This is a genomic window from Kribbella sp. NPDC026611 (assembly GCF_040638345.1).
Classification (GTDB): Bacteria; Actinomycetota; Actinomycetes; order Propionibacteriales; family Kribbellaceae; genus Kribbella.
The window spans coordinates 362093-373832 of the sequence record NZ_JBEZYC010000009.1 but is presented as its reverse complement, the minus strand read 5'-3'; the positions used below and the strand labels follow the sequence as shown (position 1 = coordinate 373832).

The 11740-nt window shown below is 67.4% G+C and carries 12 protein-coding genes; 3 read left to right on the top strand and 9 right to left on the bottom strand.

Going from position 1 to position 11740, the window contains the following annotated elements:
• Positions 1–91: 91 nt before the first annotated feature.
• From AB0E69_RS33140 to AB0E69_RS33120, 5 genes are read right to left on the bottom strand one after another with little or no spacing between them, the layout of a single operon-like run.
• A complete protein-coding gene (locus tag AB0E69_RS33140; RefSeq protein WP_360155276.1) occupies positions 92–1453 on the bottom strand; it encodes an FAD-dependent oxidoreductase in 1362 nt (453 codons plus the stop codon).
• Positions 1450–2265 carry an ABC transporter permease gene (locus AB0E69_RS33135; RefSeq protein ID WP_360155273.1) on the bottom strand — a complete coding sequence of 272 codons (816 nt, stop codon included), beginning with the start codon at positions 2263–2265 and terminating at the stop codon, positions 1450–1452. The genes AB0E69_RS33140 and AB0E69_RS33135 overlap by 4 nt, the downstream gene beginning before the upstream one ends.
• Positions 2235–3137, bottom strand: a complete 903-nt coding sequence (locus tag AB0E69_RS33130) for an ABC transporter permease (RefSeq protein WP_360155270.1) — start codon at positions 3135–3137, stop codon at positions 2235–2237. The genes AB0E69_RS33135 and AB0E69_RS33130 overlap by 31 nt, the downstream gene beginning before the upstream one ends.
• Complete coding sequence (locus tag AB0E69_RS33125; RefSeq protein ID WP_360155267.1) at positions 3134–4264, bottom strand: ABC transporter ATP-binding protein; 1131 nt, start codon at positions 4262–4264, stop codon at positions 3134–3136. Before AB0E69_RS33125 ends, AB0E69_RS33130 begins: the two co-directional genes overlap by 4 nt.
• Positions 4265–4267: 3 nt before the next feature.
• The gene (locus AB0E69_RS33120) at positions 4268–5458 is read right to left on the bottom strand and encodes a spermidine/putrescine ABC transporter substrate-binding protein (protein ID WP_360155264.1); all 1191 of its coding nucleotides are present in this window, start codon (positions 5456–5458) and stop codon (positions 4268–4270) included.
• A 145-nt stretch (positions 5459–5603) separates the two neighbouring features.
• Between AB0E69_RS33120 and AB0E69_RS33115 the strand changes: the two genes are divergently transcribed.
• Complete coding sequence (locus AB0E69_RS33115) at positions 5604–6086, top strand: Lrp/AsnC family transcriptional regulator (protein WP_360155261.1); 483 nt, start codon at positions 5604–5606, stop codon at positions 6084–6086.
• Positions 6071–7402 (top strand): FAD-binding oxidoreductase, encoded by a 1332-nt coding sequence (locus AB0E69_RS33110; protein ID WP_360155258.1) that lies wholly within the window; start codon positions 6071–6073, stop codon positions 7400–7402. Before AB0E69_RS33115 ends, AB0E69_RS33110 begins: the two co-directional genes overlap by 16 nt.
• Here the strand turns inward: AB0E69_RS33110 and AB0E69_RS33105 are convergent.
• From AB0E69_RS33105 to AB0E69_RS33095, 3 genes are all read right to left on the bottom strand, one after another.
• Positions 7388–8023, bottom strand: a complete 636-nt coding sequence (locus AB0E69_RS33105) for a nucleotidyltransferase domain-containing protein (protein ID WP_360155255.1) — start codon at positions 8021–8023, stop codon at positions 7388–7390. The genes AB0E69_RS33110 and AB0E69_RS33105 overlap by 15 nt on opposite strands.
• A 56-nt stretch (positions 8024–8079) precedes the next feature.
• On the bottom strand, positions 8080–8820 hold the full coding sequence (locus tag AB0E69_RS33100) for a GntR family transcriptional regulator (RefSeq protein WP_360155252.1): 741 nt from the start codon (positions 8818–8820) through the stop codon (positions 8080–8082).
• A gap of 66 nt (positions 8821–8886) precedes the next feature.
• Entirely contained in the window at positions 8887–9126 is a 240-nt protein-coding gene (locus AB0E69_RS33095; protein ID WP_360155249.1) for a hypothetical protein, read from the bottom strand.
• 244 nt (positions 9127–9370) lie between these two features.
• Here AB0E69_RS33095 and AB0E69_RS33090 point away from each other — a divergent pair, with 244 nt between their 5' ends.
• Positions 9371–10729, top strand: coding sequence for a hypothetical protein (locus AB0E69_RS33090; RefSeq protein ID WP_360155246.1), 1359 nt, complete (start codon positions 9371–9373; stop codon positions 10727–10729).
• 3 nt (positions 10730–10732) lie between these two features.
• Here the strand turns inward: AB0E69_RS33090 and AB0E69_RS33085 are convergent, their stop codons facing one another.
• Positions 10733–11626 carry an aminoglycoside phosphotransferase family protein gene (locus AB0E69_RS33085; protein WP_360155243.1) on the bottom strand — a complete coding sequence of 298 codons (894 nt, stop codon included), beginning with the start codon at positions 11624–11626 and terminating at the stop codon, positions 10733–10735.
• Positions 11627–11740 lie beyond the last annotated feature (114 nt).

The following is an 11740-nucleotide window of genomic DNA, read 5'->3' as shown; positions in this document are numbered from 1 at the left end:
GGAACGACCGCTCACACCCGTTCGCCTGGACCAAAACCGCCGACCAGATCCTCAAGAAAGCCAACCGTCAGAAGACCTCAGACGCGCGGCACTAGAAGTCGAAGCCCAGTCCCATCCGGTCGAGTGACCTCAGCCAGAGGTTGCGGTGGCCGGCGTGGGTGTCGGCGTGGTGCATGGAGTGGCGGGTGAGGCGGATGGCGGGGGTGCGGATGGGTTCGGGTGGGAAGGGGAGCGGGCGCTCCTTGACCATGCGGAGCGCGGTGCGCGGGGTGGATTCGGCGTACAGGAGGTCGAGCATGACGTCGGCGCCGAAGCGGGTTGCGGCGACGCCGAGGCCGGTGTAGCCGAGGGCGTATGCCGTGTGGCCGCGGTGAGCCGTGCCGAAGAAGGCGCAGAAGCGGGTGCTGGTGTCGATGACGCCGCCCCAGCGGTGGGTGAAGCGGAGGCCCTCCAGTTGGGGGAAGGTCTCGAAGAAGTGCCGGGCGAGCATCGTGTGGATCTTGTCGCGTTGCTCGAGCGCGGGGTCGATGCGGCTGCCGAAGTAGTACAGCGGCAGGTACCCGCCCCACAGGATCCGGTTGTCGCGGGTGAGGCGGTAGTAGTGGAACAGGTTCGCCGCGTCGCCGACACCCTGCCGCCGGCGCCACCCGATCGACGCCAGCTGCGCAGAAGACAGCGGCTCGGTCATCAGCACGAGGTCGTAAACCGGGACGGTGTAGAGCCGTAACCGGCGGAGAAGCGACGGAAACGCGTTCGTCGCCAACGCGATCCGCTGCGCCTGCACCGAACCAGTTGCTGTGCGCAACAAGTTACCGTGCAGGTGCGTCACCGCGCTGTGCTCGTGGATACGTACGCCGTGATCGATGCATGCCTGCCGTAGACCCCACGCCAGGTGTGCCGGCTCAACCAGCGCAGTACGCGACGGGTCGTAGAGCGCACCCAGGTACGTCGGCGAGTTGACCTCGGCCCGAGCCGCGTCCTGGTCGAGAAACACCGCACCCGGTCGCTCAGCCGCCTCGGCCTCCAACTCCGGAACCTGATGCGGCGCAGTGGCGACGGTCAGTTCGCCGGTTCGCTGCCAGTCGCAGTCGATGCCGTACTCCGCGATCGTCGACTCGATCGCCAGCCAGTTCTCCATCCCCAGCTCTTCCAGCGTGGAGATCTCGTCCGGCCACCGCGCGACCCCGTTGGCGTACCCATGCGTCAGGCTCGCATCGCAGAACCCACCGTTGCGCCCACTGGCGGCCGACCCACAGGTGTCACCTTCCAGCAGTACGACGTCCAGCGACGGGTACCGCTCCTTCGCCCGCAACGCCGTCCACAATCCCGTGTACCCGCCGCCCACCACCGCCAGGTCCGCCTCCGTCGGCCCCAGCAACGCCGGCAGCGCCTCGGGCGCGGACTCGAGCCAGAAGACGCGTGGCTCGGCCTCGGCGAGCGCGGGATGCTTCATCGGGTACGCCGGCGCCGCGCCAGCTCACCGCCCAGGACCAGCACCAGGGCCAGCAGGAACATCGCCGTACCGACGACGTTGATCTGCGGCGGGATGTCGCGCTGCGCCGACCCCCACACGAACATCGGGAACGTCACCGTCGTCCCGGCATTCAGGTTCGTGATGATGAAATCGTCGAACGACAGCGAGAAACTCAGCAGCGCCGCGGCCAGGATGCCGGGGAAGACCAACGGGAACGTGATTCGCCAGAACGTCTGCCACTCGTTGGCGTAGAGATCCATCGCGGCCTGCTCCAGCCGCGAATCCATCCCGGTCAACCGCGCCTTCACCGTCACCACGACGAACGACAGACAGAACATCACGTGCGCAATCAGCACCGTCCAGAACCCGAGTTTGCCGCCAAATCCACTGGAAACGAACAAGGCCAGCAAAGACGAACCGAGCACGATCTCGGGCGAAGCCATCGGCAAGAAGATGAACAAGTTCGCGGCAGCACGACCCCGGAAGCGATGACGAACCATCGCAAAAGCCATCAACGTCCCCAGCGCCGTCGCGATCACCGTCGCCAGCAATCCGATCCGCAACGACGTACTCACTGCGTCGCACAACCCGTAAGGCCGGCAGGGATGCGCCCAGTTGTCCCACGTAAATCCGTCGAACGTATAGGACAGCTTGCTCTTCGGAGCATTGAACGACATCAAAATGACGACGACGATCGGCGCGAACAGGTAAAGCAGCACCAAAAGCGCCACCCCGACGACCAGCCGCTGCCGGATCCACCTCATACGAGCTCCTCCGTCCCGGCGCGCCACACGTACACCAGGACCAGCAGCACGATCGCCGCCATCAACGTCACCGACAACGCCGCCGCCGTCGGATACGCGCCGGCCGAGAACAACCGCTGGATGTCGTTCCCGATCATCCGCTGCTTCGGCGTACCCAGGAGCTGCGCGTTGATGTAGTCCCCCGCCGCCGGAATGAAGGTCAGCAGCGTCCCCGCCACCACCCCCGGCATCGACAACGGCAAGGTGACGGTCCGGAAGGTCGTGAACGGATTGGCAAACAGGTCACCACCGGCCTCGATCAACCGCGGGTCGATGCGCTCGAGCGAGGCGTACAGCGGCAGCACCATGAACGGCAGGAAGTTGTACGTCAGCCCGGTCACCACCGCGGTAGTTGTCGCCAGCAACCGCCCGTCCGGTCCCAGAATGTGTAACCAGCGCAGGAAGTCCACGACGAACCCGTTGTCCGACAGCAGCAACTTCCACGACAACGTCCGGATCAGGAAGCTGGTGAAGAACGGCGCGATCACCAGCGCCAGCATCAGGTTCTTCCACCGCCCGGACTTCATCGCAATGGCATAGGCCAGCGGATACCCCAGCAGCAAACAGAAAACGGTCGTCAGCAGCGAGTACCACAACGACCGCCCGAAAGGCCGCGCGTACGCCGACATCGTGTCGACGAAGTTGCCGAAGTGCCAGGTCATCTTGAACCCGGCCTCGATCGACCCGTTCGGGTCGTACAAGCTTGCCGCCAGCAACGACACCAGCGGGACCACGAAGAACAGCACCAGCCACAACCCACCCGGCAGCAGCAACAGGTACGCCGTCCGCCGCCGACCAGACCGCTCTACCGGCGCAGCCGGGGCCGCAGCCGCCGCGCCGAGCTGACCGACCGCGCTCACCCGGCACCACCCGAGTCGAGGTCCTCGACCCCCGCCAGCGCGTCCTGCTCCGCGTCGAGCACGAAGGTGTGCTCCGGCAGCCAGTGCAGATCCACCGAGGCGCCGACCTCGAGCGTCCCCCGCGCCCCGGTGTTCTGCTCGAACACGGTCAGCTCCTGCCCCCACGGCAGCTTCGCGAGGTACTGCGTACTCACGCCGACGTAGCTCACGTCCGTCACCGTCGCTCCGCGCAACTGGTTCGACCCGTTGCTCTGCTCGGTCCCGGCCTGCGCGAGGAACACCTTCTCCGGCCGGATCCCCATCCAGACCTCGCCCTCGGTGACCCGGCAGCGCGGCAACGGCACGGTCACCTTCCGGCCGTGCACGTCGACGATCAGGTTCTCCTCGGCCTGCCCGATGATCGCGGCCCGGATCAGGTTCGACTGGCCGAGGAAGTTCGCCACGAACGTCGTCGCGGGCAGGTCGTAGAGCTCGGCCGGCGTCCCCAGCTGCTCGATCACGCCGGCGTTCATCACCGCGATGGTGTCGGCCATCGTCATGGCCTCCTCCTGGTCGTGGGTGACGTGTACGAACGTGATGCCGACCTCGGTCTGGATCCGTTTCAGCTCGAGCTGCATCTGCCGGCGCAGCTTCAGGTCGAGCGCGCCGAGCGGTTCGTCCAGCAGCAGCACCTGCGGCCGGTTGATCAGCGCGCGGGCCAGCGCGACCCGCTGCTGCTGCCCGCCGGACAGCTGGGACGGCCGGCGTTTGCCGTACCCACCGAGCTCGACCAGGCCGAGCATGTCGTCGACCTTCGACTTGAAGTCCTTGACCCCGCGCCGCTTCAGCCCGAACGCGACGTTCTCGAAGATGTCGAGGTGCGGGAACAGCGCGTAGTTCTGGAAGACGGTGTTGACCGGCCGTTTGTACGGGCGCAGCCCGCTGATCTCCTGCTCGCCGAGCCGGATGCTGCCGGCGGTCGGCTGCTCCAGTCCCGCGATCATCCGCAGGGTCGTGGTCTTGCCGCACCCGGACGGGCCGAGCAGCGCGAAGAACGAGCCGGACGGGACGGTCAGGTCGAGCTGGTCGACCGCCCGGTGCCCGGCAAACTGCTTGCTGATGCCGTGCAGGACTAGGTCACTGTTCATCTATCAGCCCCCGATCGCAAGGTTGAAGTCGGTTTCGTAGAGGGCTGCCTTGGCCGTGTCCAACGGCATGAACGAGGTGGTCTTGGCGAGCATCTCCTCGTCCGGGAAGATCAGCGGATCGTCGACCACGTCCGGGTCGACCTCCTGCATCGCCTTCTTCGCGCCGGTGACCGGGCAGATGTAGTTCACCCAGTCCGCCAGCGTGGCGGCCACCTCGGGGTCGTAGTAGTAGTTCATCAGCGCCTCGGCGTTGGCCTTGTGGGCGGCCTTGTTCGGCACCAGCATGTTGTCGGACCAGAGGTTGAGGCCCTCTTCCGGTACGACGAACTTGATGTCCGGGTTGTCCGCCTGCATCGCGATCACGTCGCCCGACCACGCCTCGCAGGCCGCGATGTTCCCTGCGTTCAGGTCCTGGACGTAGTCGTTGCCGGTGAACCGCCGTACCTGCCCCGATCCGACGATGTCCTCGAGTTTTTCGAGCGCCTTGCTCCACTCGGCGTCCGTGAACTTGGAGGAGTCCGCGCCGACCATCCGGAGCAGGAACGACATCGTGTCCGGCATCTCGGACAGCAGCGTGACCCGGCCCTTCAGATCGTCGCGGGTGAGCAGGTCGGTGAAGCTGCCGACCTCCTTGGTCACCTTGGCGTTGTACGCGATCCCGGTCAGACCGCTCTGCCACGGGACGCTGTAGTCGCGGTTCGGGTCCCAGCTCGGGGCCTTGAGCTGCTTGAGCAGCTGCTTGCCGACGTTCGGGATCTTGGCGTGGTCGAGCTTCTGCACCCAGCCGAGTCCGATCATCCGGGCCGCCATCCAGTCGGTCAGCACGAAGATGTCCCGCCCGCACGGCTGGCAGCTGCCGAGCTGGTCGCGGACCTTGGCGTAGAACTCGGCGTTGTCGTTGACGTCGGCGGTGTAGGTGACCGCGATCCCGCTCTGCTTCTCGAACGCCACCAGCGTCGGCAGCACGGTCTTGCCGTTGACCTTCTCGTCCGACTCGTCCATGTAGCTCGGCCAGTTGGAGAAGTACAGCGTCTTCTGCGTCGCGGACAGGTCCGTACTGACGCAACCCTCGGCGCTCTGCCTGGCCGGCGGGATCCCGCAGCCGGTCAGCACCCCGCCGACCCCCAGGGCGGACAGGGTCAGGCCCTTCAGGACCGCGCGGCGCCCCACGACGCGGTGGTGACCAGGACTCATCGAACCCCCTTGGAACCGGGTATCGCGGGCGATACTGTCAAACCACAGCGCGATGGACAAGGGATTCCGAAGCTCTTGGCTCATTTCGCAACGAAATCCGCTTCCGTGACTTGCTGACGCCCCGGCGCGGTGAAAGGATCCGGTCGTGGCAGTGCGAACGGGGAACCCCGACAAGAACCAGACCCTGCTGGACGACATCTCCAAGGCGATCATCGAGCAGCTGCAGCTCGACGGCCGGCGCTCGTACGCCGCGATCGGCAAGGCAGTCGGGCTGTCCGAGGCGGCCGTCCGGCAGCGGGTGCAGCGGCTGACCGACGCCGGCGTGATGCAGGTGGTCGCGGTCACCGATCCGCTCGAGCTGGGATTCGACCGGCAGGCGATGATCGGGATCAAGGCCGAGGGAAGCCTCGAACCGATCGCCGACGAGCTGTCCAAGATGGACGAGGTCGAGTACGTCGTGATCACGGCCGGCTCGTTCGACATCCTCGCCGAGGTGCTGTGCGAGAGCGACGAGCACCTGTTGCAGGTGCTGTCCGAGCGGGTTCGGCAGATCCCGGGGGTCAAGGCGACCGAGACCTTCGTGTACCTGAAGCTGGTCAAGCAGACGTACTCGTGGGGCGTCCGCTGAACCTCTGGGCCGGCGCATCGGTGGAGCGCCCGCAGCTGCCAGGGGATCGGGACGCCGACGTGGTGATCGTCGGTGCCGGGTTCACCGGGCTGTGGACGGCGTACTACCTGGCTCGCGCGGATCCGGGGTTGCGGATCGTCGTACTCGAGGCCGAGACAGCCGGGTTCGGTGCTTCGGGGCGGAACGGCGGGTGGTGCTCGGCGCTGTTTCCGGTGTCGTCGCAGCGGCTGGCGGCGCTGCCGGGGTCGAGTCGCGCGGCGGCGATCGAGCAGCATCGGGCGATGCAGGCGAGTGTGAACGAGGTCGGTCTGGTGAGCGCGGCCGAGGGGATCGACTGCGATTACCACAAGGGCGGGACGGTCGTGCTGGCGCGGACCCGTGCGCAGCTCGCCCGCGCTCGGGCCGAGGTGGCTGAAGCGCACGAGTGGGGTCCTGGTGATCTGCAGTTCCTCGGGCCGGACGAGGTCGCGGCGAAGGTGCGGGCCACGAAGGTGCTGGGGGCAACGTTCACGCCGCACTGCGCGGCGATCCATCCGGGGAAGCTGGTCCGCGGGCTGGCCTCAACCGTCGAGCGGTTGGGCGTGACGGTTTACGAGCACACACCAGTGACGTCGTTGGCGCCTGGGCTCGCGCGGACGCCGTACGGCACGGTGCGCGGTGAGGTCGTCGTTCGGGCGACGGAAGGGTTCACGGCCGGCCGGGTGCTGGCGCCGGTCTATTCGTTGATGGTTGCCACCGAGCCGTTGAGCGCTGCGGTGTGGGACCGGATCGGGCTGGCGGATCGGCCGACGTTCAGCGATCACCGGCACGTGATCATCTACGGGCAGCGGACGGCCGACGGACGGCTCGCGTTCGGCGGGCGCGGGGCGCCGTACCACTTCCGGTCGCGGATCAAGCCTGCGTACGACGACGTACCGCGGGTGTTCGGGAAGCTGCAGGCGACGTTGCGGGAGCTGTTCGACATCTCGCCCGTCTTCACCCATGCGTGGGGCGGGCCGCTCGGGGTACCGCGGGACTGGACCGCGTCAGTCGGGCTGGACGGCGGGCTCGCGTGGGCCGGTGGGTACGTCGGCGACGGTGTGAGTACGACGAACCTCGCCGGGCGGACGCTGCGGGACCTGATCCTGCGGCGAGACACGGCGTTGACGCGGCTCCCGTGGGTCGGGCACCGGTCGCGGCAGTGGGAACCGGAGCCGTTGCGATGGCTCGGGATCAACGCGGGGTTGCGGGCGATGACGGCCGCCGACCTCGAGGAGCGGGTGACCCGGCGAGAGAGCCGGATCGCGCGATTGATGGCGCCGCTAGTGGGCGGCTGAGACCTCGAGCTTCGCAGCGTCGGCGAGCGGAAGGCCGGTCAGGTGCAGACTCGGTTGGGCCCAGTCGTTGAGGATCGGGTCCTCGGTGTCGAGGTGGCCGACCAGCTCGGTGCGGCTCAGTTCGAAGACGTGCGCCGGGTTGCCGGTCAGGTCGACGACCGTCTGCATCAGCTGCGCGATCTGGGCCTCCCACTGCGGGTCGCCGGGTGGCAGCTCGTCCGGTCGGATCAGCAGTACGTCGACGTCGCTGTCCAGATCACCGTCGCCGCGCGCGACCGCGCCGTACACACTCGCGTGCACCGGGGCCGGCTCCCAGCCGCCGACCTTGTCCTTGAGCCGGTCGACGAGCGTTGTCCGGAGGTCGGCGAGGAGCGCGACGATCGGGGCGACCAGATGCTTGCGATTAAGTCGATAAAGCAACGAGTTCCCGTTGTCGTCGACATGCACCAGACCGGTCGCGGCGAGTCTTTGCAGCACCAGCCGTACGCCGGCGACGCTGCCGGTCCCGGCCAGCTTGTGGATCTGCCGGCCGGACAGCCCTTCGTCGGCGTGGGCCAGCACCAGCAGCACCGGCCCGTCGAGCGACGGTACGACCGTGCTGATCGGCGCCTTGAGATCCATGGGCCGACCCTAGTGATCTCCGGTGGCCGCCAGTAATCACCGTGACGCGTCAGGGATTACAGACCCTTGGCGTGCGCTCGTGCGGTGGGGGTGGTGCGGAGCTCGGTGGTAAAGGCGTAGCGGTCGCCGCGGTACATGGCGGAGGTGTACTCGAAGACGCGGTCGCGGTTGTCGAAGCTGATGCCGTGCAGGGCCAGGCAGGGCTGCGTGGTCGGGATGTCGAGCCAGTTGGCCGTCTTCGCGTCGGGCATCGCCGGCTCGAGGCGCGACGTACCGCTGACCAGGTCGATGCCGTAGCGGGTGGTGAGCAGGTCGTAGAGCGAGCCGTTGAGGTCGTCGGCCTGCATGCCCGGGACGTACGCCGCCGGCATCGTGGTCCGCTCGACCACCATCGGGTGGTCGTCGGCCAGCCGCAGCCGGGTGAACGCGATGATCGGGTCGCCGACCGGGATCCGCAACCGACGCGCCGCCGCCCGCTCCGCCTTCTGGTGCCGGAACTCGAGCATCGTGCTCCCCGGCCGCATCCCGCGCCGCCGGATGTCCTCCGAGAACCCGATCATCCCCAGCCAGCGAGCGACCTTCGGCCGGGTCGTGTACGTCCCACTCCCGTGGCGGCGTACCAGCAGCTCCTCGATCACCAACTCGTCCACAGCCCGCCGCAACGTCATCCGAGCCACGTTCCACCGCACCGCCAACTCCCGCTCCGGAGGCAACGCAGCCCCCTCCGGCAACGTGTCGATCAAGTTCAGCAACAACGCCCGAATCTCAGCAGCCTTCCCCGGCAACGACCCTTGCATTGGTCTTGAGTAACACCCCCACCCCACCCCCCGAAAGCCTTTCCAGCACCGTTGAAGCGATCAGCGCTAGACCACTTGCCTGCTGTCCGGCTCTCCACCGCCGCCGGCAGATGGAGGCTCCAGCCGCAGATGCGGAACGATCGCCGAGGTGTGAAAGGTGAGTTCCTCCGCCGGGTTGTCCCAGGTGATGCAGACCCATACCGGTCCGGAACCGTCGACAGTCCCGGCGCCGTACTCGAAGTGCCGGACGCGATCGCCGGCTTGGAGCTGCCACCACTGCAGGCTCTCGGCGGTCGGGTTGGCCATCGCGACGCCTTTCATGGTGAGCGGGCCGGCGTCGGTCGCAGGGGATTCACAACGCCGGCCCGCTGATCGAGGGGGTGAATCCATCTCAGCGTGTCGGCTGGCCGGCCGGCAGGCGCAAAAACTGTGCACTCGGCAACGGCCCGTGCAGAACCCGTGCACTGAGGTGCGAAAACGCCACCCGGGTACCTGTTCGCTGGGCCAGCAGCCGACTACCGTGGGTTAATCGAACTCCGAAGAGGCTTGGATGAGTGCGCCCAACGAGCTGCTCGCGGCACTGCTGGACGAAGCACAGTGCTCGCGGAGCGCTCTCGCACGCGATATCCGCGAACTTGCAGCGGCACGAGGCATGTCCGACGTCCGCTGTGATCACGTCGATGTCGGCCGCTGGTTGAATGGAATGGTCCCGCGCGGGGCCAAGCCGGCCCTGATCGCGGAGGCACTCGGACGACGGGTCGGTCGCGCGCTCTCGTTGAGCGACCTCGGATTCACCGTCAGCCAACCGCTGACTGTGGGTCTGACCTTCTCGGAGTCGCGCGACACCACGATCCGCACCGCTCGGACGCTCTGGACAGAGGACTTGAGACGCTCAGACTTCCTTCGGATGGCGATAGCCGCTGGATCGCTGTCGACGCCCATGGCGCGCTGGCTCGTGTCGCCGCCGGCCGATCCGCCGTACCGCAGGCTCGGCACCCGCCGCGTAGGTTCGGACGAGGTCGCCGCGGTTCGGACGACACTGCAGATGTTCGAGCACCTCGACCACCAGTTCGGTGGCGGACATGCCCGCACCGCCGCGGTCCAGTACCTCTGCGACGCCGTCAGCCCACTGCTGCACGCGAACTACAGCGACGCGATCGGCCGCGAGCTGTTCGGGGTCGCGGCCCAGTTCACCTACAAGACCGGCGCCATGGCATACGACGTCGGTTTGCACGGGCTTGCCCGGCGCTACTTCGTCCAGGCCCTGAATCTCGCCCACGCCTCGGGGGACCGCCCGCTCGGCGGGAAGGTTCTGGCGTTGATGAGTCATCAAGCCAATTACTTGGGCGAGTATCGCGAGGCAGTCGACCTTGCCCGGGCCGCCGCGCTCGGAGCCGGCAGCGAAGCGACACCGAGGGTCAGCTCGATGTACGCCGCAATGGAGGCCCGCGGCCTCGCGAGCGTCGGCGACAAACGTGCTTGCCTGCGGGCGATGCGACAGGCCGAGGCGAGCTTCGCCAAGAGCACGGGAGACGGCGAGCCGGCGTGGATCGGGTACTTCGATCAAGCCGAGCTGCACGACGAGTTGGCGCACTGCTTCACCGCCCTCCGGTCGCCGCGCGACGCCGAACGGCATGCGCACGCCGCACTCGCGCAGTCGACCAGCGAGCATCCGCGCAGCCGCACCTTCTGCCGGATCTCGCTCGCGACGTCGTACCTCGACGCGGGCGAGGTCACGCAAGCCTGCGCGACCGCTGGAGATGCGTTGGCAGCCGCGGGGCGGATCAAGTCGGCAAGGGTGCAGACGTATATCCGCACCTTCGACAGTTCCCTGAATCGCTTCGGGAAGCAGCGGGCGATCGCAGACTTCCACGAGCGTGCCCGGGAGATCTTGTCCGTCGCTTCCTGAGAATCAGGTTCCCGGGGTCCAGGATCGTGGTGCATCCGGGGCGCGGAGTGAGGCGATGCGGTTGTCGGCCTCGGGGGTCAGGCGCGGTTCTCTGGGCAGTCGGCTGATCAGCCAGAGCGTCATGCGGAGTTCGCGGAGGGCGGCAAGCGTGCCGAAGCCGGGCGAGGTTCGTACATCCCAGCCGTAGCCATCGACGAACGCGGCGTACTCGGCATCGTCGTACCAACCGAGCCGTTGGTAGACGGCCGGTACGACAAGATCCCATTCGCGGGGTCCGAGGCTGAAACGCTCGAGGTCGAGCAGTACGACGCTCCCATCGCTGCCGCGGATCGCGTTCTTGCGGTTGGCGTCACCGTGGATCACGACCGTCGACAGGTCGGCCGCCAAGGCCTCGTAGTCCTGCAGAAGCTCGTCCAGTCGGCGGGACAAGAACTCGCGGTCGTCTTCGGACAGCGCCGGTGCGCCGGCTGCCAGGTGGTCCCGCAGCCGCGCCGAAGGATCCAATCGCGGGATCTCGAAGTCGGTTGGGACCGGCAGCGAGTGCAGTTGGCGGAGAAGCATCGCGAGTTCAGCCGTACTCGCCATCGCGGCGTCCAGCACCTCGTGCCAGATCGTCACCACGTAGCCGTCCACCAACCACGGCAACTCGGTCGACTCGAGCGGCCGGACGGCCGGCATCCCTTGACCCGCTAGCCACCGTCCGGTCTGGACCTCACGCAGCGCCCGCTCGTACGCCGCCGCACCGGAAATCCGCGCCACCATGCGTCCGGGCAACCGAAAGACCGCGTTGTCAGCGACAGGCCCGAGCAACTCAGGCTCTGACTGGTCTACCCCAAGCCTCGCGGCAACCTCTTGGGCGACGCCGTACGCCGTCTCCCGGTCGATAGCAACTGCCACGCCAGGATCCTCTCATCGAACGGGATGTCGCCAGCGGTCGCACCAGGCGGTGCACCAGCCCTGCAGCACTCGCCCCGAACAAGCAGGACGGTGAGGCGGCGCGTATCACCGCGG